The organism is Curtobacterium sp. JUb34, from assembly GCF_003755065.1.
Lineage (GTDB): Bacteria > Actinomycetota > Actinomycetes > Actinomycetales > Microbacteriaceae > Curtobacterium.
On sequence record NZ_RJVH01000004.1, the window covers coordinates 447,193 to 468,551 of the forward strand.

Consider the following 21,359-nt stretch of genomic DNA (forward strand, 5'->3'; position numbering starts at 1 on the left):
CCAATGAATGAGCAGAAGACGTCGGGTCCCCACCAGGGACCCGACGTCTTCTGCTCACTGGGACCGCGCTCGCAGGGTGACCGACAGGCCGACGGAGGCCGACTTCAGTCCTCGGCCTGGTAACGAACTGCGCCATCGGTGGACCGGTACGGGATCGAGAAGCTCTCGCAGATCACGCCGTTCTCGTAGTCGTCCTTGACCGTGTCCATGAAGGCGTACGCCTCGTCGTCCGTGGCGAAGACGCCGAGGACCGTGTTGTCCGGTGACTCGTCGTGTTGGACGATCCAGACCTCCCCGCCGGCGAAGGGCTTCGGGCGTCGGAAGAAGCGTGGCCCCGAGCTCCGTCTACTCACGATGGAGAGTGTAGGTGCGCGCTGTCCGTTGGCCGCTCCTCAGCGCACACCACGGCTGGTGGAAGTCCGGCGCATCCACGGCGGAGAGCCCGCCGCGACAATGCGGAAGGGACTCGACCGGCGTGACGTCGTGAGCGCGGACCCCACCCGTCCTCATCGCCCCACCAGACGCACTCGCCCTCGACGCGATCTCGGCGCAGCCTGAGTGGGACACTGCCGGAGTGATCAAGAACATCCAGGTGGAGCTGAACATCCATGGCCAGCGGGGCTCTTCGGAGCACGTGACACAACTCCTGGGTGTCAGGCCCGACGAGCAGTACGAGATCGGCGACCTCAAGGGTGAGGGGCCCCGCGTGTTCGACGTATCGATTTGGAACGTGTTCAGCGTCGTTCACGTCGACGAGATCCGCGCCGACCACGGGCAGGACCCTTGGGGGCGTGTGCAGTGGGTCCTGCAGCTGTTGCCAGAGAACGCGGCGGACCTTTTCGCGCGTCTGCGCGAGGAGGGCTACGTGGTCAGCCTGTCGGTGTCCCTCATCACCGACCACAAGGAGAACACCTTCGTTGTGCCGGCGGAGGTGTTGCGCCAGGTGGGAGCCGCTGGGCTCGATCTCGAACTGACACCCGTGTCGACCGAGCACATGGAGATCTCGTACCGCGACGTCTGGTGAGTCCCGGCGCCGTCAGTGTGAGGTGCGCACGATCTTCCGATGACGGTTGGCTGACCGGACGACTGATGACTTCCGACATCTCCCGCAGCGAAGTGAGGCCGACGGACCCGGCCCGGCTTGAACGGGCAGCCACCCTCGCCGTGCTGCGGGCAGGACGCACCCTTACCGGGTAGATGCGCCTTGGGCGGGTTCACGGCGAGAACAGCGCCTCGGAGACGAGGCGCCTGGTGCGAGCGGATTCCGACTCCGTCCCGTCATCCGTGCGTCAGCGCGGCCGGCGCCACGTGATCACGTACCGCCACAGCGGGTGTCGGCGGTACTCGGACCCCATCAGGACCGCATGCGCGATGTGCTGGACCTGGGCGTACGAATGCGGTGGCGGCCAGCACGTCGGCGCGGAGTGCTCCCAGTAACCGCGCCGCCATGAGGACCAACGATGCTGCGCGACACCCGCCACCCCGAGCACGTGATCACGCAGCCGGGTGGGCTTCGCGAGTCCGACGACCACCAGGGCGCCACCTGGCGCCGTGAGGTCTGCGAGCCGCGCAAGCCCGGCTGACAGGTCCGGCAGGTGGTGCACCGTCGCGACCGAGGCCACCACGTCGAACTGCTGACCGAAGTCGTGTCTCATCACGTCACCGTGCAGCCAGTGGATCCCGGTGTCGGCGTTCGCGGTGCGGGTGGCGCGCAGGACGTCCGCATCCAGGTCGATCGCCGTGACGTCGAGCCCCGCGTCGTACAGGTCACGGGCGAGCAGACCGTTGCCGGTCCCGACGTCCAGGGCGGTGTGGGCCCCGACCGGCACGGCATCGAGCATCCGGGCGTGGAAGTGCGTGTTGTGGTTCCAGCGCCGCTCCGGACTCGGGACGTGCCGGGTCACGGGCTGCTGGACTGCGGGACGGTCCAGGTCCCACGCAGGGTGGTGAGCAGCTGCTCGATGTTGCGCAGCGCCCGGCGGGTCTCCCAGACGGAGTACGCGCACATCCCCACGAACAGCGCCAGGATCGCCCACCAGAACGGACTGACCGTCAGGGCTGCCCAGACCGAGAAGGCCGCGAAGACGACGACCATGATCGGGACGATGACCCGGTTGTTCCGGTACCGCTTGCGGGTCGACTCGAGCTCGCGGGTCCACACGACGTGGTCGACGTTGTCCGGCAGGTCTCCGGAGCGCACCGCTCGCTGGATCGCGGCAGCACCCTCGGTGCCACCCGCTCGGCGGCGACGGTAGGCGATGAGGAAGCCGAAGAACACCGTCATCAAGACGGCGTAGAAGAGCGATCCGATCGCGCGGGCGGCCAGACCGGCACCGTCGGGGTTCGAAACCAGACCGATGGCGAAGTACAGTCCGCCGACCAGCACGAACAGGATGGGCAGCAGCGCCGGCAGCGGCAGCCTTCGGAAGCGGTCCACGGTGTCTCCTCATCGAATGTTCGAGTGCTCCTCGGTTCTTCCACCATGCCGACGACTCCCGGGAGTCGACTGAACCATCCCACCGGAGACTTGGTTAGGTTAGCCTTACCTACATGGCACGGACGAACATGCAGGCGACCCGCACGAAGCCGGAACGCGTCGAGCTCCTCACCCTGCACGTCGTGCGGACCGAACGGATCTCGCCGTCCTTCATCCGCGTGGTGTTCGGCGGCGACGACCTGAGCCGATTCACCCACATGGGCTACGACCAGTGGTTCCGCCTGTTCCTGCCGGTGGACGGCGGTGACCTCACGCGGGCCCCGCAGAAGCTCGACACCGTGAGCTACCTGAAGTTCCTGACGATGGCGAAGGCGAGCCGACCGATCCTCCGCAGCTACACCGTGCGGAGCCTCCGCCGACTGCACCACGGCGACGAGCTCGACGTCGACTTCGTGGTGCACGGCAGTGGCGACGACCACGCACCGACCGGGCCGACCGCGGCTGGGTGGGCACTCGGCGCACAGCCCGGCGACGTGGCCGGGCTCATCGACGAGGGCATCGGCTTCGACCGGGACGCCCTCGGTCGTCCGATCGTGATCGTCGCGGACGAGAGCGCCCTGCCCGCTGCAGCCGGGATCCTCGAGTCGCTCCCCCGTTCGACCAAGGGCACCGCGGTCCTCGAGGTCCCGACGGACGCCGACGTGCGGACCATCGATGCCCCGACCGGCATCGACGTGACGTGGATCACCCGCGAACCCGGTCGACGTCCCGGAGCCGCGGCGCTCGACGCGGTCACCCGATCGTCGGTGAGCCCCGACCACGCTGCCTGGGTCGCCGGCGAGCAGTCCCTCGCCGGCGGAGCGCGACGACACTGGGTCGGCGCGGGCATCCCGAAGGAGCGGATCGCCTTCACCGGGTACTGGCGCGCGGGCCGGTCCGGCTGACTGCGTTCGGGCACCTCCGGCGACTTCGTGAGCAGGAATGGTCGAGTGCCGATTCCCGACCCGACCATTTCTGCTCACGAAGCACGGCGCGGACGCACGAAGCACGGCACAGACGCGCGAAGCACCTTCGCACGGCCACCAGCGCCGCACGCCTAGGGTGGGCGGGTGATGGGCGACGACGGGCGCGCACGGGCGGCACTGGCGAGGGTCGCGGCGACCGGATGGGGCGACGCCGAGCCTCCCGTCGAACCCGGCGGCACGACCACCCCGCGGCACGCTGCCGTCCTGATGCTCTTCGGCGCACTCGACCGCACGCCGAGCGACCGCCCCGCCGTCGCCGCCGACGTCCCCCGCGACCTCGACGTCCTGTTGCTCGCTCGCGCCACGACCCTGCGCGCACACCCGGGCGAGGTCGCGTTCCCCGGCGGGCGGATCGATCCGGGCGATGCCGACGCCGTCGCCGCAGCCCTCCGTGAAGCACGCGAGGAGACCGGGCTCGACCCGACGGGCGTCGAGGTCCTCGGCACGCTGCCCGCGGTGCCGCTGGCGTTCTCGAACCATCTGGTCCGCCCGGTGCTGGGCTGGTGGCGCGAGCCGTCCCCGATCCGGGTCGTCGACGAGCGCGAGTCGGCCGCGGTCTTCCGGGTGCCGGTGGCGGACCTGCTCGACCCTGCGAACCGCGGGGTCACGGTGATCAGACGCGGTGGTCAGGAGTGGCGCGGGCCGGGCTTCACGGTCGATGCGGAGGGCAGCGAGCACCCCGCCGACGGCGGTCACCTGGTGTGGGGGTTCACCGCGATGCTGCTGGATGCGCTGTTCGACCGGCTCGGGTGGACCGAGGACTGGGACCGGACGCGGGAGCTTCCCCTCGACCGTCGGCACTGACGACAGCAGGGTCGACCAGCGGGAACGACAGCGGATCAGCACGGACGGCGTCCACCGCGTGGGCGACGGCCCCGATGACGACGACGTCGCCACCGAGCGTGGACGCCACCAGGTCGGGCACGGGGTCGAAGTGCCAGCCGTCGAGCAGCGCACGCGCCCGGTCGATGACGGCGACCGCAGGCTGGGCGATCGCACCGGCGACCACCACGCGGTCGATGTCGAGCAGGCTCGCGAGCAGGACGCAGACACGGGCCAGCCGGTCGCCGAGGCGGTCGACGATCGCCAGCGCCACGGCGTCGCCGTCCTGCGCCGCTCGGAACACGGCGGAGGCGCCGTCGTCCACGGCGAGCGGGCTACCCGGCCGCACGTCGCCCGCCGCGACGGCCTCGGCGACCAGCGTCCGCGCCGTCGCGCCGATGCCGTCCGACGACCCGACGCCCTGGACGATGTCGAGCACGCGCATCTCCCCCGCGCCGCCGTGGGCACCGCGGAGCAGCACACCGTCGACCACGAGGCCGCTGCCGAACCGCTCGCCGGAGAGCAGTGCGGCGAACGACGCGTCCCCCGACGACGGCCGCTCGGCGAGTGCGGCGAGGTTCGCGTCGTTCTCGACCACGACGCGGCCGTGCGGGACGGCGTCGGCGAACCCGGGGTTCATCCGGTCCCAGAAACCGCCGTCGCCCGGCGACGCCCCGCCGGCGTCGACCGGCGCCGGGATACCGACGACGGTGACCAGGATGCGGGAGCGGTCGACACCGGCGGCGGCGAGCGCGTCGTCCACGGTGTCGGCGAGGACCGCGAGCCGGACCGGGACCTCGAGCCCCGATTCACCGAGCGCCCCCTCGGCACGACCGAGCACGGTGCCGCGCAGGTCGGCGACGAAGGCGGTGACCCGGTGTTGCCCGGCGTCCACCCCGACGACGACCCCGGCGGCGGTGTCGAGTTCGTAGCGCCGGGCGGGCCGCCCGATCCGGTACTCCCCGGCGGCACGGGCGTCGTCGAGCTCGTGGAGCCAGCCGAGCCGGACGAGTTCCTCGCACGCGGCCAGGACGGTCGAGCGGGTCAGACCGGTGGCGTCGATGGCCTCGGTCGCGGTGAAGGCGCCGGCGTCGAAGGCGTGCGCGAGCAGTGTCTCGGCGCTCGTTCGGCGGGGTGGCGGCATGCCGTGACCTTATCGCGCCACGAGTTCCTTGCGTAATTAGATTTTGTCGCTAGATTTAGTCTCGCGGTCGGCATCGGAGCCGATCGCAGGACGGAACGGCAGGGCTGCCGGGTCCGGACGGACGGAGACGACGTGCAACCACACGCCACGACCAGGACGGCAGCATCGGTGAGCCGACGCTCGTTCCTGCTCGGAGCCGGCGGCATCGCCAGCGGGCTCGCGCTCGCGGGGTGCGCCCCGATCGGGTCCTCGAGCGCCAAGCCGGAGACCATCACGTTCTACGTGTCGAAGCCCGAGGTCATCGGCTACTTCGACGGCGTCATCGCGCAGTTCCACGACAGCCAGTCGAAGGTGCGGGTCGTCCGCGACTCGACCTCGAGCATGTCCGCGAACTTCGTCCGGAACCGTCCGCCGGACCTCGGGTGCTGGAACTACAACTTCTCGGTCGTGCCGTTCGTCGAGCACGGGGCACTGACGGACCTGTCTGACCTGCCCCAGACCGACACGATCAACCCCGATCTGTGGCCGCTCATGGAGCAGACCGCCGACTACCCGGGCCGCAAGAGCGCCCTGCCGTACTCGGTGACCGCCGCCTCGGTGATCTACAACAAGGCGCTGTTCGCCGAGCAGGGGCTCGAGGTCCCGACGACCTGGAGCGAGTTCGCCGACCTCTGCGAGCGCCTGACGAAGGCCGGGATCGCCCCGATCTACGGCACGTTCAAGGACAACTGGACGATCGCGCAGGGCATGTTCGACTACACGATCGGCGGCGCGATCGACACCCCGAAGACGTTCGACGCGCTGCGACGCGAGGGCACGAAGGTCGGCAAGGACTCGTCGGTGTCGTTCGAGAAGGACCTCCGGACGCCGATGGAACGCATGGTCCAGCTGCGCGAGTGGCACCAGGACGGCGCGGCCAGCCGTGGGTACGGCGACGGCAACCTCGCCTTCGCGCAGGGCAGGGCCGCGATGTACCTGCAGGGACCGTGGGCCCTGGGCGAGATCGCGAAGACGAACAAGGACATGGACCTCGGCACCTTCCCGCTGCCCGTCACCGACGACGCCGCGGACAACAAGGTGCGGGTGAACGTGGACCTGGCGCTCTGGATCCCGGAGGCGTCGCGCAAGCAGGAGGCGGCTCGCGAGTTCCTGTCGTTCCTGATGCAGTCGAAGGTCAACGACAAGTACAACGCCGACAACAACGGCTTCGGTGTCCGGAAGGACGCTCCCCCGGCGTCGAACCCGGCGCTGACCGGCATGCAGTCGTACTACGACGACGCCGCCTTCTACCTCGGTGCGTCGCAGCTCATCCCCGCCGAGATCCCGGTCGCGAACTACGCGCAGTCGATCGCCTTCGGCGGCGACCCGCAGCGCCAGCTCCGCACCCTCGACGCCGACTGGGCGCGCCTCGCGCTCCGCACGGCCGCGTAAGGAGACGTCCCATGGCAACCACGACCACCGAAGCCATCACGACGGCGGACCGCCGCCGACGGGGCGGAGCCGCACCGGGCCTCCAGTCCGTCACCCACAAGCGGAAGCGGATCGAACCGCTCTTCCTCGCCTTCCTGCTCCCCACCCTGCTGCTCTTCACGCTCGCCATCACGCTGCCGGCCGTGATGGGCATCGTGCTGAGCTTCACGAACTCGGTCGGGTTCGGTGAGTTCCGCTTCATCGGGCTCACGAACTACGTCGCGGTGTTCTCCGACCCCGCGATCCTGCAGGCGTACCTGTTCACCCTCGGGTTCTCGCTCGTCACCGTGATCGTCGTCAACGCGGTCGCGTTCCTGCTCGCCATCGCCCTGACCTCGAAGATCCGCGGCAAGATCGCCCTCCGCGCGGTGTTCGTGCTGCCGATGGTGATCTCCGGCATCGTCATCGCGTACGTGTTCTCGTTCCTGTTCGCGAACAGCCTGCCGGCGTTCGCCACCGCGATCGGGTTCGGGCCGCTCGAGCAGAGCATCCTGGCGAACCCCGACCTGGCGTGGGTCGCGATCGTGATCGTCACCGCGTGGCAGGCGATCCCGTCGACCCTCCTCATCTACATCGCCGGGGTGCTGTCCATCCCCGGCGAGGTCTACGAGGCCGCTGCCCTCGACGGCGCGAGTGCCTGGCGCCAGCTGATCTCGATCACCGCGCCGCTGACGGCCGGCTACATCCTGATCAACCTGGTGATCGGGTTCAAGAACTTCCTGAACTCGTACGACATCATCGTCGGCCTGACCGACGGCGGCCCCGGCACCTCGACCACGAGCGTCGCGATGTCGATCTTCAAGGGCTTCAACGGCGGCGACTACGCCTACCAGATGGCCAACGCCACGATCTTCTTCATCATCGCGGTCGTCATCGCCGTGATCCAGCTGCGGGCGACCCGCGGGAAAGCAGCGCTCTGATGACCATCCAGACACCCCTCCGTCCGGGAACGACGAAGACGGGCAGCATCCGATCGGTCGACGCCGACCGGACCGCGGGCCGCCGCGGCGGCACCGCCAACTGGCCCGTCACCGTCGTCCTCGTGCTCTGCGCGCTGTCGATCCTGGTGCCGCTCTACGTCACCCTGACGATGGCGTTCAAGACGACGAGCCAGGCAGTCGACGGCAACGCGTTCTCGCTGCCCGCGCCCTTCAGCGTCGACGGCTTCGTGCAGGCGTGGGAGCTCACCGACTTCCCGCGAGCGTTCGGCGTCTCGGTGCTCGTCGCCGCGATCACCGTCGTCGGCACGATCCTGCTCGCCTCGTTCACGGCGTTCGCGATCGCCAGGAACTGGGACCGTCGGCTGTTCCGATGGTCGTTCTTCTACCTACTCGCCGCCATGTTCCTGCCGTTCCCGGTGCTGGCACTGTCGCAGGTGAAGCTCACCGGCCTCGCGCACCTGGACAACCCGTTCGGCGTCGCGCTGCTGCACGTCATGTTCCAGCTGTCGTTCAGCGTGCTGCTCTTCACCGCGTTCCTACGGTCGATCCCGGCCGAGCTCGAGGAGAGCGCCCGCATCGACGGCGCGAGCACCGGCCAGGTGTTCTGGCGGCTCGTGTTCCCGCTGCTGGCACCGATGAGCGCCACCGTCGGCATCTTCGCGTTCCTGGCGTCGTGGAACGACTTCGTGATGCCGTCGTTGATCACCTCGGACCCGGCGCTGCAGACCCTGCCGGTGCTGCAGCAGATGTTCCAGACGCAGTTCAGCAACAACTACAACGTGTCGTTCGCCTCGTACCTGATGGCGATGGCACCGGCGATCATCGTCTACCTCGTCACCCAGCGATGGGTGATGGCCGGTGTGACCCAGGGCGCCATCAAGTGACCGACCCGGCCGAGACGGCCACCCCGACCAGCCACCCCGAGAGGAACCCCGTGACCGACACCCTCGCCCAGCACGCCACCACCACGACCGACGAGACCTGGTGGCGCCAGGCCAGCGTCTACCAGATCTACCCGCGCTCCTTCGCGGACGCGAACGGCGACGGCATCGGCGACCTGCCCGGCATCACCGAGCGCGTGCCGTACCTGGCGTCGCTCGGTGTCGAGGCCGTCTGGCTCAGCCCCTTCTACCCGTCCGCGCTGGCCGACGGCGGCTACGACGTCGACGACTACCGCGACGTCGACCCGAAGCTCGGCACGCTCGACGACTTCGACCGGATGGTCGAGGCACTGCACGGCGCCGGCATCCGGGTGATCGTCGACGTGGTCCCGAACCACACGAGCGACCGGCACGAGTGGTTCCGCGAGGCGCTCGCCGCGCCGAAGGGCTCCCCTGCCCGTGACCGGTACGTGTTCCGCGACGGCACCGGGCCCTCCGGCGAACAGGCTCCGGCCGACTGGATCTCGATCTTCGGCGGCCCGGCCTGGACCGCGGTCGGCGACGGCCAGTGGTACCTGCACTCCTTCGCCAAGGAGCAGCCCGACCTGAACTGGGCAAACCGCGAGGTCCGCGACGACTTCCTGCACACCCTGCGGTTCTGGTCGGACCGCGGCGTCGACGGTTTCCGCATCGACGTCGCCCACGGGCTCGCGAAGGACCTGCCCACCGACGCCCTGCCGACCTGGGCGGAACTCGCCGAGATCCCGAAGGACGGCTCGCACCCACTGTGGGACCGCGACGACGTGCACGAGATCTACGCCGAGTGGCGGACCGTGTTCAACGAGTACACCCCCGCCCGGACCGCGGTCGCCGAGGCCTGGGTCGCCGCCGACCGCCGCGCTCGGTACGCGAGCGCCGACGGACTCGGACAGGCGTTCAACTTCGACCTGCTCGAGGCCGACTTCGACGCCGGCCAGTTCCGCACGATCATCGAGTTCAACCTCGGTCTGGCCGAGCAGTCCGGCTCCTCGACCACCTGGGTCTTCTCGAACCACGACGTCGTCCGCCACGCCACCCGGTACGCGCTGCCGGCGCGGAACGGCTCCCCCGACAAGCAGGGTGGCGCGTGGCTGCTCGCCGGCGGTTCGCAGGACGACCTCGACCGCTCGCTGGGGCTGCGCCGCGCGCAGGCCGCGACCCTGCTCGAGCTCGCGCTGCCCGGCTCCGCCTACCTGTACCAGGGCGAGGAACTCGGCCTGCACGAGGTCGGCGACATCCCCGACGCCGACCGTCAGGACCCTGCGTTCTTCCGCAACCCGGGTGTCGACGTCGGCCGTGACGGCTGCCGTGTGCCGATCCCGTGGACCCGGTCCGGGCCGTCGTTCGGCTTCGGCGCCGGCACCGCGCACCTGCCCCAGCCGGCGTGGTTCGCGGACGCGAGCGTCGAGGCCGAGGACGCCGACCCCGACTCGACCCTGAACCTGTACCGGAAGGCCCTCGGACTGCGCGGACAGCTGCAGTCCGAGGAACACCTGGAGTGGCTCGAGACCGGCCGCGACGACGTGCTCGCCTTCCGACGCCCGAACGGCTGGACGAGCGTGACGGTGTTCGGTGACGAGCCCTACGAACTCCCCGCCGGCGAGCTGCTGCTCGCCTCGGCGCCGGTGGCAGACGGCGCCCTGACGGGCGTGGGGACAGCCTGGTTGCGTTCCTGACGCAGGGTGCGCGTCGTGGACGCGACCAGGGGACGGACGGGAGGCGCGGTGCGGGCAGGCACCGTGCCTCCCGTCCGTCGTGCGGTCACCGTCTCGGGCCGCGACCGGCAGCCGGGACGTCAGCCGGTCCCGGTAGGGTCACCGCATGAGCGGGGCGACCATCAGCGTGCAGGACTTCGTCATGCGGTTCGGGGACCGGAACGTGGTCGACGGACTGTCGTTCGACGTCGCCGCCGGCGAGACGTTCGGCCTGCTCGGCAGCAACGGCTCCGGCAAGACCACGACGATCCGCGCCCTGCTCGGCATCACCACCCCGACCGCCGGCACCCTGACCATCGACGGCCAGCCGTACCGGCCCGCCACCGGTGGCATCGGGTACCTGCCCGAAGAGCGCGGGCTCTACCGCAAGGAATCCGTCATCGACGTGATGTCCTACTTCGGACGGCTCCGCGGGCTGCGCGGCCCCGAGGCCACGGCCTGGAGCATGGACTACCTGGCCCGCGTGGGCCTGGCCGACCGCGCCAAACTCCGCGTCGACAAGCTCTCCGGCGGCCAGCAGCAGAAGGTGCAGCTCGGCATCACGATCATGGACCGGCCGCGGCTGCTCATCCTCGACGAACCCACGAAGGGCCTCGACCCCGTCAACCGTCGACTGCTGCTCGACCTGGTCGACGAGCGCAAGGCCGACGGCGCGACCGTCATCCTCGTGACCCACCACATGGACGAGGTCGAGCGGCTCTGCGACCGGATCCTGCTGCTCAAGGACGGCACGGCCGCGGCCTACGGGTCCATCCCCGACGTGCAGGACGCCTTCGGCGGCGCCGTCGCCCGGGTCGGCCTCGACGGACCGGTCCCCCGCTCGCCGCTGTACAAGCTCGCGCGGCACGAGGGGCACGTCGCCTACCTCGTGCCGACGTCCGCCGCCGCGCCGGACGGCGCCGACATCCTCGCGGCGCTGGTGTCGGACGGTGTCCGCGTCACCGCGTTCGAGATGCGCCGGATCCCACTCGACGAGATCTTCGTGCAGGTCTACGGCCACGACGCGCTCGCCACGGCCTCAGTGGACGGGGCCGCCGCATGAGCCGCCTCGGCACCGTCGTCCGGTTCGAGTTCGTGCGCGCGGTCAAGAAGCCCGCGTTCTGGATCGGCACGCTCGCGCTACCGGTCGTCATCGTCGTCGTGTCCCTGCTCGTCGGCATCGGCCAGGCGGCCGGCACCGACTCGGTGGTCTCCGGCTCCTCGGCCACGAAGACGCCGTTCCGCTACCTCGACCACTCCGGGCTGGTGTCCGAGTCCGTGGCCGCGAAGTGGGGCGGATCGCCGTCCACCGACGCCGGTGCCGACCGCGCCGCCGTGCGCTCCGGCACCCTCGACGCGTTCATCGAGTTCCCCGCGTCGCCGTCGACCACCGCGATCCAGGTCGACGCCGCCGACCGTGGCTTGTTCGCGAACGGCGGCTACTCGTCGCTCGCCGAACGGGTGCTCGAACAGAGTGTCGCCGCGACCGTCGACGATCCCGAGACCGTCGAACTGCTGCGCTCCCCACCGGCCACCGACGTCACGACGTACGCCGACGGGCGGGTCGCGCCGGGTTGGCTGTCGATCGTTCCGCCGTTCCTGTACGTCGCCGCCTTCTTCGGGCTCGTCATCCTGCTCGCCGCACGCATGGTGACCGTCGTGGTCGAGGAGAAGGAGAACCGCATCTCCGAGATGATCCTGACCGCCGTCACCGCCGGCGACCTGATCCGCGGCAAGGTGATCGCGATGCTGCTCGTCGGGTTCGTGCAGGTCGGGGTGTTCGTCATCCCCGGGCTGGTGGGGATGCTCGCCGTCCTGCCGCTCGTCGCCTCGCAGCTGGGCGGCCTGACGATCGACCCGTGGCGGATGCTCGTCGGTGCCCTGCTGCTCGTCGGCGGCGTCCTGCTGGCGTCCGGGTTGTTCGTCGCCGTCGGTGCCGCGGTGCCGTCGATCAAGGACGCCTCGGCGCTGCAGTCGGCGGCGATCTTCGCCCTGATCATCCCGCTCTACGCGGCGTTCTTCGTGATGACCACCCCGTCGTCGCCCGTCGCCGCGTTCTTCACGTACTTCCCGACGTTCACGCCCATCACCGCCATGGTGCGGAACGCCGTCGGCTCACTGAGCGTCACCGAGTCGGTGGTCTGCATCGTCGAGGTGTTCGTCGCTGCCGGGCTGCTGCTGTGGTTCGCCGAGTACCTGTTCCGGCACTCGGTCGCGCAGTACGGGTCGAAGGTGACGCTGCGGCAGATCGTGTCGTGGCGGCGGTCGGTCTCCCGCTAGGGACGACTCTGGGGTTCCCGCTCGGGTTCGCGTGCGGTCTGCTGTTGTTCTGCCGGTCGCTGGCGCTGTGGCGTCTCGCGCTCGGGGACGTCGGCGTCGAGGTCCCACGACGTCAGCTCGTGCTGCTTCCAGCCCTGTCGGAGCGTCCGGACCGAGCGGTCGAACTCCACCATGACGTCGATGTGCGGCCGGACGAGCATCTGGATCTGCAGCCCCTCGTACACCGCGAGCAGCTGTGTGGCCGCCTGGTACGCCGGGATCGCCGATTCCTCGGCGCCGCTGTCGAAGTCGCGTTGCAGACCGTTGCTGAGCTGCTCGACGTACTCGTCGAAGCGCTTGCGGAACAGCTCGGCGAACCCGGACTCCGAGCTCGCGACCGTGATCACGCCCGCCAGGACCCGGACGAGCCCCGGATCGGCGACGTCCTCGGCCAGGGTCAACCGGACGTGGTCGATCGTGCACGCCGGCGGGGTCTTCCGACGGGTGCCCCGCAGCTGCGTCCACCGGTCGTACGTCACCAGCAGCAACGCCTCCCACGCGGGGAACAGGCGCTCCACGGTCTCGAGCGGGATGCCCGCGACCTCGGCCACGACCGAGGCGTCGACCGCATCGAAGGAGTGCAGTCGGTAGGCGCGGATCGCTCCGCGGACGGTGCGCTCGGCGAGGGACTCATCATCCTCGACGCGTTCGCCGTGCAGGGGTTCCATCGGACCATCCCATCGTGTGCGGTACCCCATTGTCTCGTCCCAGACCGGGGGCCGTCACATCCGCGCCGGGTCGTCGTGGACCGGTTCGGTGTGGGCGGGCCGTTCAGCCGACCGTGACCGGCGCTGCCGGGGGCTTGACCCGCTGGTTCATCCAGACGAAGAAACCGGTCAGCGTGAAGGCGCCGTAGAAGACGTACATGAGACCCGACGCGTAGTACCCGGCCGAGAACAGCAGCGGGACGCCGACCAGGTCGACCGCGACCCAGATGAGCCAGAACTCCACCCAGCCCTTCGCCATGCCGTAGGTGGCGAGCAGCGAACCGACGAAGATCCACGCGTCGCTCCACACCGGTTCGTACGACCCGAGGGCGCGGAACACCGGGGTGAGCAGCGCGGTCCCACCGATCATGCCGACGACCAGCAGGGCCCGGGTCCGCCACGAGGCCCAGTGCGGTTCGATCACGGTGGCGGTGTCGTCGGGGCGGTGCGTCCAGCGGTACCAGCCGTAGATGCTCACGATGATGAACATGACCTGGCGGCCGGCCTGACCGAGCAGGTTGACGGGGTTCGGGGTGTCGAACAGGGCACCCATGAAGACGGTGAACAGGAGCGCGTTGCCGACGAGCCCGATCGGCCACGCCCAGACCTTGCGGCGCATCCCGCCGAGCGCGCTGAGCAGCCCGAAGACGTTGCCGATCACCTCGCGCCAGAGCACCGTCTGGTCGCCGATGACGATCTGCGCGTCGAACAGCCAGCGCACGATGCCCATGGGTCCCTCCTCGTTTCCGGTCGGTTCAACGGTCGGGGGACGCCCGACATTCCGATCACGATCGGGGTACAAACATGTCCTCCACAGGGAGGACAAAAATCACCCCCGTTCTGGGTGCATGCAAAAGCATGTTCCGACTTGTCCGCACTTTGGGGGACGAGTAGCGTCGTCACCAGAGCGAGTCCAGCCCGCCCGAGCAGCAGATCTGCGCTCCGGAGCCCGGCGACCACTCTCGGCACCGGTCAGCCGCGACCCCTCACCCGCGAGGTCGATGACACCGTCCCACCAGCTCGACGACCCGAATCACCGAGCCGGTGGTGCTCAGCGCGCCCCGAAGCGCAGAACGGACCACTCCCATGCACAAGATCGTCACCGGCACCATCGCCGGCGCGGCCGGCATCGCCCTCCTCCTCGGCGGAGCAGGCACCTTCGCCCTCTGGAACGCCAGCGCCTCGAGCGCCGCGTCCTCGGTGAGCTCCGGCACACTGACCCTCAGCGCGAACAACGACGGCGCCTGGACCGACATCACGAACGGGCGCTCGACCGCGATCAACCCCACCACCGCCCTGATGGTGCCGGGCAACACGTTCCAGTTCACGCAGACGCTGAACATCGGCGCGACCGGCCAGGACCTCAAGGCGAACCTGACCTACGCCAGCCAGTCGATCACCGGCGACTCCGCGCTCCTCGCCGCGACGCAGAAGACCCTCGCCGTGACGTCCTCGAGCGCCACCGTCGTGCAGTCGACGTCGAACGCGAACACCTTCGTCGTCTCGCCGTCGGCGTCCACCTCGACCGTCAAGGTCGTCTTCACGATCACGCTGCCGTCCTCGGCGACCACCGGACAGAACGGGTCGATCAACGTCGGCGCGCTGGCCTTCACCCTCACGCAGACCGCGATCGGTTCCTGATCCACCGATCGCACTGACGCGGGCCACGACCGGCCCCTGATCCGCCGGTCGCGGCCCGCCCGGGCCCTTGTGGCCCGTCTGGGCCCCTTGTGGTCCGCACCAGCAGAGGCTCACGAGCACCAGGGGACGCACATGACCGGGACACCGAGGACGACGGGCCGCCACCGCGCAGCACGACGCCACCGGTGGGTCCTGCCCGTCGCGCTCGCCCTGGTCGTCGCGGTCGCCACGGCGCTCCTCGGCGTCGGCGGGACCTACGCCCTCTGGAACGGCACCGCCAGCACCGCTGCCACCACCGTGAAGTCCGCGACGGCGACGATCACCGTCGGCACCCTGTCGACGATGAACACCACCGTCCTCGGACCGGGGACCGGCGTCACCGGCACCTTCACTGTGAAGAACACCGGTTCGATCCCGCTGTCGATGCGGGTCGCCACGACGTCCACGAAGGTCGCCTCCGCGACGAACGCCTCGTCGGCGGCCGTGCTCGGCGAACTGACGCTCCGGTTGACCAACGTGTCATCGGCTGCGGCCTGCACCGCCGGGCTGTCCGGCGCGAGCGGCCGTCTCGCAGCCTTCGACACCGGCAGCAGCTCGTTCACGCTGCAGCCCGGTGCGAGCTCCGTCGGCTGTGTCGAGCTGGTCCTCGACGCCGACGCGCCGCAGAGCGTCTCCGGCGCCGTCACCGACTTCACCCTCACCGTCACCGGAACGCAGGTCTCCGCATGAACCGCAGACTCCGGCTCGTCGTCGCCGTGCTGCTCACCGCCGTGTTCGTCGGCGGTGGGTCGAGCGCCGCCTGGGCACTGTGGAGTGCGTCCGGCACCACGGCCTCGAGCGTCGCGATCGGCAAGGTCTCCGCCTCGATCACCGGCACGAGCGCGTTGACCACCACCTTCTCGTCGACGGTGACGTCGGTCACGAAACCGATCACGCTCACCAACTCAGGCACGATCGCCGGCACCGCGACGACCACCGTGTCCGTCGTCTCCGGCAGCTCGACCGCGCTCGCGCAGGCGGTCACCGTCGTCGCGTGGCCCGTCGCCTCGACCGCGGCGTGCACGACGAACACCGCCGTCGGCAGCGGATCAGTCACGGGTACCTGGGCGTCGCTGCCGAGCATGACGTCCAAGCTCGCCGCCGGTGCCTCCGCCATCTGGTGCACCCGCAGCACGCCCAAGTCCTCGGCGCCGGCATCCGCCACGGCCACCGTGAACGTCAACCTCACCGTGGCGAGCGGCAGCTGGACCTCGGGCGTCGTACAGGGCGGGTTCACCCTGACCACCCCGGCGACGGCCGCCGACACCGGTCCCGCACTGGTCTGCACGGACCACGACGGCTGGTACGTCGAGGTGCGCTGGGACGCCGCGAACCGACCGAAGGACACCTGGTACGGCGCCTTCGTCGGCACCACCGCGGTCGGCCAGAAGGCGCAGGACTACTCGGCGTTCATCACCATCGCCCCGAACGACATCCCGGCGAGCGCCGGCACTTCCGGCACCCTCCCCGTCACCGTCAAGGTGCTCGACAGCGCGGGCAACCCGACCTCGACCGTCGCCGGCAGCGGCCCGGTCACGCTCTTCACGCAGAACAACGGCGCGGCGATCCGGTGCGGCGCATGACCCGCGCAACCGCCCGTCCCGGACGTGCCGAGCGCTCCGGCGCGCGTGCGGTCGTGCACGCCGTCGTCCTCGGCGTGAGCACCGGGCTGCTCCTGCTCGTCGCGGCGCTCGCCGTCGTGCTCATCGTGGTGCCCAAGGCCACCGGGTCGATGCCGCTGACGGTCCTGACCCAGTCGATGGAGCCGACGCTGCCCCCGGGCACGCTGCTCGTCGTCCGTCCCACCGCCGTCGACGACGTCGAGGTCGGTGACGTCGTCACCTACCAGATCGTCTCCGGCCAGCCGGCCGTCATCAGCCACCGCGTGGTCTCGGTGTCCTCGGCGTCGAACGGCGAACGCACCTTCGTCCTCAAGGGCGACAACAACGCGAAGGCCGACCCGCACCCCGTCACCGCCGCGCAGATCCGGGGCGTCGTCTGGTACAGCGTCCCCGAGATCGGAGTCGTCAACCAGCTCGTCAACGGGTCGCGGAGCTGGCTCATCCCGACCGTCGCCGGGGTCCTGCTGGCGTACGGCGGTGTGATGATCACCATCGGGACCGTCACGGCCGCCCGCCGGCGACGGTCGACGGCCGAGCACGGGCGACGTGCGACGACCGGTCACGGGCGCCGTGCGACGACCGGTCACGGGCGCCGCAGCGCATCGCACCGGGGCTCGGGGCAGGCCCCGGTCTAGGCTCGGTGGACGTGACCGACGGAGTGCAGCGAGCGCGCGAACTGCTCGACGACGCCGCACGCCGGCTCCGCGCCGCCGGGGTGCCGGACGAAGCGCTCGGCGAGTACGTGCAGCCGAAGGCGGTGCTCGGCATCCGCCGCGAAGCGACCATGCGGCCCCTCGGCCGTGTGTGGCGGATCGGTGCGCTGCTGATCGGCTCGTCGCTCGAGTCCGGCGGTCGGGTCTGGGCCACCGGGGCGATCACCCGGGTCATCGATCCGGGCCGGGCGCAGTTCCAGTCGGTCTCCGCCGAGGTCCGTCGGGCGTACCGCGCGGCTGCGGCGAAGGGACACTTCACGGCCGGCGACACCGTCAACCACGGCGCCACCGCGATCGCGTTGGACGGAACGCTCGTCGGCTCGACCGGGGTGCTCTTCATCGAGGACGACGTGCCGCTCGTCCGCTGGTCACCGGCCGCGGGTTCCGCCGTCCCGCTCGCCGACTACCTGGCCGATCGCGTCGGCTTGCTCGTCGAACCGCCACGGGGTGCGACCGACTGACCCGCTATCGTGACGGCATGGACGGACAGCAGCCGCGCGAACGAAGCAACCCCTGGTGGGCGGTGCTGCTCGTCTTCATGTTCGGGGGCGTGCTGTCGCTGGTCGCCGGCCGGATGCTGCCCTGGCAGGACCAGGATCGCCAGGACCCCGACTACTGACTGGCCCCCGGATGGGAGGACGCGTGCACTGAGTACTGCTCGGTACGGTGAGCACACCCGTGACCGGCATCGGTCGCATCCACCCGAAGGATCCCCGTGCTCTCACGCTCCGTGCGGCCTCGTCGCCGTGCCCGGTTCTCGGCAGCGGCCCTCGCCGCCGCTCTCGTCGCTGGTCTCACCCTCGTCGCTGCGCCCGCCGCGCAGGCTGCCCCTGCCAACGGCACGCTCGACCGCTCGAGCGAAGGCCAGTCTCTGGGAGCCTATGCCGGGCCGGATTCAGGCCAGGTGTTCGTCGCTGGACGGAGTGGACAGCTCACCGGCGCTGACTTCAACTTCTACCCCAACAACACGCAGTACTACACGGACGGTGCCACCTCCGGAACCATCTCGGTGTACTCGGGCTCGTCGGCGAGCGGCACCGTGCTCGCTTCCGGCACCATCTCGCTGCAACAGGGATGGCAGACGGTGGAGTTCCCGTCTCCGCCGACCATCACGGCCGGCTCGACCTACTTCCTCGGGGTGCCGGTCGGCGCGTACTGGCTCAACTCCACTCCGGCGGCCGGCGAGGGCGCGGTCCTCAGCAGCAACAGCTACAACGGTCAGTACTCGCTGAACTACCGCACCTACGTCCTGTCGATCGCCGCACCGAGCTCCTTCACCGCGACCGCCGGCGACGGCACCACGGCGCTGTCGTGGTCCGCCCCGACCCCGCCGGTGGACACCACACTGACCGGCTACGAGACCGAGTACGCCCCGAGCGGCTCCGGCTCCTGGAGCACGCCCGCCGCGACGACGGCCACCACCGCGACGGTCACCGGCCTGACGGACGGCACCGCCTACGACTTCCGCGTCCGCGCGACGACCGACCGCGGCCCCGGCGCGTGGAGCACCACCGCGACGGCGACGCCCATGGGCGACTTCGCGGGTGGGACGCTCACCGTCGACGATACGGCCCTGGCGGTCGGCAAGCCCGTGACCGCGAAGTCGGACGGCTGGACCCCCGCCCCGACCCTCACCTGGTCGTGGACCGTCGGTAGCGCCCAGGTCAGCACGGCTCCGACCTACACGCCGACCCCGGACGACCTCGGCAAGGCCGTGCAGGTCACCGTGACCGCGAACGCCGTCGGCCGGCACACCGCCACGAAGACCGCCGAGCTCGGTACCGTCGCCGCCGGCACGATCGCCCCGGGCGCCGTCCGGATCGCCGACGCACAGGACGCCACGGTCGGCTCGTCCGCGCAGGCCGGCACGGTCCTCACCGCGTCGCTCCCCGCAGTGGTCCCCTCCGACTCCGCGGTCACCTACCAGTGGTACCGCGACAGCACGAACGTGAAGATCCACGGCGCGACCACGGCCCAGTACACGGTCACCGGCCGTGACGCCGTCGGCGGCCACGCGGTCTTCGTCATCGCCTCGGTCACCTCGCGCGGGTACACCGCGACGACGGCCACCTCGGATGCCGTCGTCGCGGAACACGGCACGCAGACCGGCACGGTCACCACCGGCGCGGCCACCGTCGCCGAGTCCGTCACCGCGACGACCAGCGGCTGGACCCCGTCCGGCGCGACGGTGTCGCTGCAGTGGTTCGACGGCGAGCGGGCCATCACCGGCGCGACCTCGGCCACCTACACGCCGACCGCTGCCCAGGCCGGGCACGCTCTGCACGTCGTCGCGACCGGCACCGCCGAGGGCTACGACCGGTACTCCGTCGCCAGCACAGCGGTCGTCGTGGGCGACGGTACGCAGGACGGCACCGTCGGCATCGACGGCACCGCCGCGGTCGGCACCACGCTCACCGCCACGGACGCCGGCTGGCTCGCGGGCACGTCCTTCGACCGCCAGTGGACCCGCGACGGCGTCGCCATCGACGGCGCGACCGACGCCACCTACACGCCGACGGCCGACGACGTCGACGCCGTGATCGGCGTCACGGTGACCGGGCACCTCGACGGGTACACCGACCGCACGGTCGACGCATCCGCCGCGACCGCCGTCGTCGCCGGCACGCAGCACGCGGCCGTCGCGATCGAGGCCACCGGTACCGCGCAGGTCGGAGCCGAGCTCACCGCGCGCAGCACCGGCTGGGCCCCGGGAACCGAGCTCTCCTACCGCTGGCTCCGCGACGGTGCCGCCGTCGAGGGCGCGACGGACCGTGCCTACACCCCCGTCGAAGCCGACCTCGGTCACGTCATCAGCGTCGAGGTCACCGGCACCCTCGCCGGATGGAACACGCTCACCGTGACCTCCGACGGCACGGTGCCGGTCGCCGGGATCCCCGCGACGGTCACCCCGGAGAGCACCCTGCCGACGACGACCGTCGCCGGCGAGCGGTTCCGCTACCACGTCGACATCGAGGGCTCCCCCGCGCCGACCGTCACCTTCGACGGCGAGCTGCCGGCAGGGCTGACGTTCGACGAGGACACCGGTGACATCACCGGGATCCCCACGAAGGCCGGCCAGTCGGTCATCCGGATCACCGCGGACAACGGCGTCGGGTTCCCCGCCGTCTCGACCGTCGCGATCGACGTCACCCCTGGCGCTCTCGACGCGCTCACCCTGGACACGGCGGGCACGGGTGACGACGACGGCACGATCACGGCCCAGCAGGGGACGACGATCCGCGTCGCCGCGACCGGGACCGACGCGTACGGCAACGAACTCGCGACGCCCGGCGACGTGGTGCTCACGAGCAGCGTCGCCTCGGACGAGATCCACGGCGACACCGTCACGTTCCACCACGCCTCGCCGCACGTCATCACGGCGTCGGTCGGCTCGGTCAGCGCGTCGCTGACCGTCGAGGTCAGCCCGACCGCGGTCGTCACGCCGCCGACGACCGCGCCGACGGTGCCTGCGACGGCAGAGCCCACCGCGGCTCCCACGGCGGAGGCCTCCGTGCCTCCCACCGCGGCGCCGGTCGCGGACCAGGATGACCGCGCCACCACGGCCCCGGCCGCGGACGAGCTCGCCTACACGGGTTCCGACGGCACCGGCCCGATGGCCCTGGCGGCGCTGCTCGCCGTGCTGCTCGGCTTCGCCGTCCGCACGGGCGTCCGCCGGAGCCGCCAGCGGTCCTGACGCGACCACACGACGGACTGGAGGCCGTGCTCACGTGGTGAGCACGGCCTCCAGTCCGTTGTCTGGTGCGCTTCCCCCGTCAACGGGCGGCGCACGGCGGGTCGCGTCCGCGACACAACCGGGCTCGTCGCCCCGGAGCCCTACGCTGGCGCGTCCGCGCCGCACCAGGTC

The 21,359-nt window shown here is 70.6% G+C and carries 22 protein-coding genes; 16 read left to right on the plus strand and 6 right to left on the minus strand.

Annotated features, from left to right (window positions below; genetic code table 11):
• Positions 1–104 precede the first annotated feature (104 nt).
• Positions 105–353, minus strand: coding sequence for a hypothetical protein (locus EDF63_RS16175; protein ID WP_260233138.1), 249 nt, complete (start codon positions 351–353; stop codon positions 105–107).
• Between the two features lie 221 nt (positions 354–574).
• On the opposite strand from EDF63_RS16175, the gene EDF63_RS16180 reads away from it, so the two are divergent.
• Positions 575–1,024 (plus strand): DUF4279 domain-containing protein, encoded by a 450-nt coding sequence (locus EDF63_RS16180; protein ID WP_159572418.1) that lies wholly within the window; start codon positions 575–577, stop codon positions 1,022–1,024.
• Between the two features lie 265 nt (positions 1,025–1,289).
• Here EDF63_RS16180 and EDF63_RS16185 read toward each other — a convergent pair whose 3' ends face one another.
• Positions 1,290–1,904, minus strand: coding sequence for a bifunctional 2-polyprenyl-6-hydroxyphenol methylase/3-demethylubiquinol 3-O-methyltransferase UbiG (locus EDF63_RS16185; protein WP_123314005.1), 615 nt, complete (start codon positions 1,902–1,904; stop codon positions 1,290–1,292).
• Positions 1,901–2,437, minus strand: coding sequence for a hypothetical protein (locus EDF63_RS16190; protein ID WP_123314006.1), 537 nt, complete (start codon positions 2,435–2,437; stop codon positions 1,901–1,903). The genes EDF63_RS16185 and EDF63_RS16190 overlap by 4 nt, the downstream gene beginning before the upstream one ends.
• 113 nt (positions 2,438–2,550) lie before the next feature.
• Here EDF63_RS16190 and EDF63_RS16195 point away from each other — a divergent pair, with 113 nt between their 5' ends.
• Together EDF63_RS16195 and EDF63_RS16200 are read left to right on the plus strand one after the other, a co-directional pair.
• On the plus strand, positions 2,551–3,381 hold the full coding sequence (locus tag EDF63_RS16195) for a siderophore-interacting protein (RefSeq protein WP_185021472.1): 831 nt from the start codon (positions 2,551–2,553) through the stop codon (positions 3,379–3,381).
• A 168-nt stretch (positions 3,382–3,549) separates the two neighbouring features.
• Positions 3,550–4,266 carry a CoA pyrophosphatase gene (locus EDF63_RS16200; protein WP_123314007.1) on the plus strand — a complete coding sequence of 239 codons (717 nt, stop codon included), beginning with the start codon at positions 3,550–3,552 and terminating at the stop codon, positions 4,264–4,266.
• On the opposite strand, the gene EDF63_RS16205 is transcribed toward EDF63_RS16200, so the two are convergent.
• A complete protein-coding gene (locus tag EDF63_RS16205; RefSeq protein WP_123314008.1) occupies positions 4,172–5,428 on the minus strand; it encodes an ROK family protein in 1,257 nt (418 codons plus the stop codon). The genes EDF63_RS16200 and EDF63_RS16205 overlap by 95 nt on opposite strands.
• Before the next feature lie 168 nt (positions 5,429–5,596).
• Between EDF63_RS16205 and EDF63_RS16210 the strand changes: the two genes are divergently transcribed.
• The 6 genes from EDF63_RS16210 (at position 5,597) to EDF63_RS16235 (ending at position 12,733) form a co-directional block, all read left to right on the plus strand.
• The gene (locus EDF63_RS16210; RefSeq protein ID WP_260233140.1) at positions 5,597–6,859 is read left to right on the plus strand and encodes an ABC transporter substrate-binding protein; all 1,263 of its coding nucleotides are present in this window, start codon (positions 5,597–5,599) and stop codon (positions 6,857–6,859) included.
• An 11-nt stretch (positions 6,860–6,870) separates the two neighbouring features.
• A complete protein-coding gene (locus EDF63_RS16215; protein WP_123314010.1) occupies positions 6,871–7,818 on the plus strand; it encodes a carbohydrate ABC transporter permease in 948 nt (315 codons plus the stop codon).
• The gene (locus tag EDF63_RS16220; protein ID WP_123314011.1) at positions 7,818–8,723 is read left to right on the plus strand and encodes a carbohydrate ABC transporter permease; all 906 of its coding nucleotides are present in this window, start codon (positions 7,818–7,820) and stop codon (positions 8,721–8,723) included. Before EDF63_RS16215 ends, EDF63_RS16220 begins: the two co-directional genes overlap by 1 nt.
• A gap of 50 nt (positions 8,724–8,773) precedes the next feature.
• Positions 8,774–10,435: a glycoside hydrolase family 13 protein gene (locus EDF63_RS16225; RefSeq protein WP_123314103.1), complete on the plus strand. Its 1,662-nt coding sequence runs from the start codon at positions 8,774–8,776 to the stop codon at positions 10,433–10,435.
• 145 nt (positions 10,436–10,580) lie between these two features.
• Positions 10,581–11,516, plus strand: coding sequence for an ABC transporter ATP-binding protein (locus EDF63_RS16230; protein ID WP_123314012.1), 936 nt, complete (start codon positions 10,581–10,583; stop codon positions 11,514–11,516).
• Positions 11,513–12,733 carry an ABC transporter permease gene (locus tag EDF63_RS16235; RefSeq protein ID WP_123314013.1) on the plus strand — a complete coding sequence of 407 codons (1,221 nt, stop codon included), beginning with the start codon at positions 11,513–11,515 and terminating at the stop codon, positions 12,731–12,733. The genes EDF63_RS16230 and EDF63_RS16235 overlap by 4 nt, the downstream gene beginning before the upstream one ends.
• Here the strand turns inward: EDF63_RS16235 and EDF63_RS16240 are convergent.
• Both EDF63_RS16240 and pnuC read right to left on the minus strand, forming a co-directional pair.
• A complete protein-coding gene (locus EDF63_RS16240; RefSeq protein WP_123314014.1) occupies positions 12,730–13,440 on the minus strand; it encodes a hypothetical protein in 711 nt (236 codons plus the stop codon). The two genes, EDF63_RS16235 and EDF63_RS16240, sit on opposite strands and share 4 nt — an antisense overlap.
• 103 nt (positions 13,441–13,543) lie before the next feature.
• Complete coding sequence (gene pnuC, locus EDF63_RS16245; RefSeq protein ID WP_123314015.1) at positions 13,544–14,209, minus strand: nicotinamide riboside transporter PnuC; 666 nt, start codon at positions 14,207–14,209, stop codon at positions 13,544–13,546.
• Between the two features lie 356 nt (positions 14,210–14,565).
• Between pnuC and EDF63_RS16250 the strand changes: the two genes are divergently transcribed.
• The 7 genes from EDF63_RS16250 (at position 14,566) to EDF63_RS16275 (ending at position 21,188) form a co-directional block, all read left to right on the plus strand.
• Positions 14,566–15,120, plus strand: coding sequence for an alternate-type signal peptide domain-containing protein (locus EDF63_RS16250; protein WP_123314016.1), 555 nt, complete (start codon positions 14,566–14,568; stop codon positions 15,118–15,120).
• Positions 15,121–15,252: 132 nt separating this feature from the next.
• On the plus strand, positions 15,253–15,849 hold the full coding sequence (locus tag EDF63_RS16255; protein ID WP_123314017.1) for a TasA family protein: 597 nt from the start codon (positions 15,253–15,255) through the stop codon (positions 15,847–15,849).
• Positions 15,846–16,742, plus strand: coding sequence for a hypothetical protein (locus tag EDF63_RS16260; protein ID WP_123314018.1), 897 nt, complete (start codon positions 15,846–15,848; stop codon positions 16,740–16,742). The genes EDF63_RS16255 and EDF63_RS16260 overlap by 4 nt, the downstream gene beginning before the upstream one ends.
• Positions 16,739–17,416, plus strand: a complete 678-nt coding sequence (locus EDF63_RS16265; protein WP_123314019.1) for a signal peptidase I — start codon at positions 16,739–16,741, stop codon at positions 17,414–17,416. Before EDF63_RS16260 ends, EDF63_RS16265 begins: the two co-directional genes overlap by 4 nt.
• A gap of 11 nt (positions 17,417–17,427) precedes the next feature.
• Positions 17,428–17,955: a hypothetical protein gene (locus EDF63_RS16270; protein WP_148061801.1), complete on the plus strand. Its 528-nt coding sequence runs from the start codon at positions 17,428–17,430 to the stop codon at positions 17,953–17,955.
• Positions 17,956–17,972: 17 nt separating this feature from the next.
• Complete coding sequence (locus tag EDF63_RS18770) at positions 17,973–18,113, plus strand: hypothetical protein (RefSeq protein ID WP_185020900.1); 141 nt, start codon at positions 17,973–17,975, stop codon at positions 18,111–18,113.
• Between the two features lie 285 nt (positions 18,114–18,398).
• Positions 18,399–21,188 carry a fibronectin type III domain-containing protein gene (locus tag EDF63_RS16275; RefSeq protein ID WP_148061802.1) on the plus strand — a complete coding sequence of 930 codons (2,790 nt, stop codon included), beginning with the start codon at positions 18,399–18,401 and terminating at the stop codon, positions 21,186–21,188.
• The last annotated feature ends 171 nt before the right edge of the window (positions 21,189–21,359 follow it).

Excerpts from the sequence above, each read along its gene's own strand:
- EDF63_RS16195 (WP_185021472.1), top strand. The coding sequence starts at position 2,551 with ATGGCACGGACGAACATGCAGGCGACCCGCACGAAGCCGGAACGCGTC.
- EDF63_RS16200 (WP_123314007.1), top strand. The coding sequence starts at position 3,550 with ATGGGCGACGACGGGCGCGCACGGGCGGCACTGGCGAGGGTCGCGGCG.
- EDF63_RS16205 (WP_123314008.1), bottom strand. The coding sequence starts at position 5,428 with ATGCCGCCACCCCGCCGAACGAGCGCCGAGACACTGCTCGCGCACGCC.
- EDF63_RS16215 (WP_123314010.1), top strand. The coding sequence starts at position 6,871 with ATGGCAACCACGACCACCGAAGCCATCACGACGGCGGACCGCCGCCGA.
- EDF63_RS16220 (WP_123314011.1), top strand. The coding sequence starts at position 7,818 with ATGACCATCCAGACACCCCTCCGTCCGGGAACGACGAAGACGGGCAGC.
- EDF63_RS16230 (WP_123314012.1), top strand. The coding sequence starts at position 10,581 with ATGAGCGGGGCGACCATCAGCGTGCAGGACTTCGTCATGCGGTTCGGG.
- EDF63_RS16235 (WP_123314013.1), top strand. The coding sequence starts at position 11,513 with ATGAGCCGCCTCGGCACCGTCGTCCGGTTCGAGTTCGTGCGCGCGGTC.
- EDF63_RS16240 (WP_123314014.1), bottom strand. The coding sequence starts at position 13,440 with ATGGAACCCCTGCACGGCGAACGCGTCGAGGATGATGAGTCCCTCGCC.
- pnuC (WP_123314015.1), bottom strand. The coding sequence starts at position 14,209 with ATGGGCATCGTGCGCTGGCTGTTCGACGCGCAGATCGTCATCGGCGAC.
- EDF63_RS16250 (WP_123314016.1), top strand. The coding sequence starts at position 14,566 with ATGCACAAGATCGTCACCGGCACCATCGCCGGCGCGGCCGGCATCGCC.
- EDF63_RS16255 (WP_123314017.1), top strand. The coding sequence starts at position 15,253 with ATGACCGGGACACCGAGGACGACGGGCCGCCACCGCGCAGCACGACGC.
- EDF63_RS16260 (WP_123314018.1), top strand. The coding sequence starts at position 15,846 with ATGAACCGCAGACTCCGGCTCGTCGTCGCCGTGCTGCTCACCGCCGTG.
- EDF63_RS16265 (WP_123314019.1), top strand. The coding sequence starts at position 16,739 with ATGACCCGCGCAACCGCCCGTCCCGGACGTGCCGAGCGCTCCGGCGCG.
- EDF63_RS18770 (WP_185020900.1), top strand. The coding sequence starts at position 17,973 with ATGGACGGACAGCAGCCGCGCGAACGAAGCAACCCCTGGTGGGCGGTG.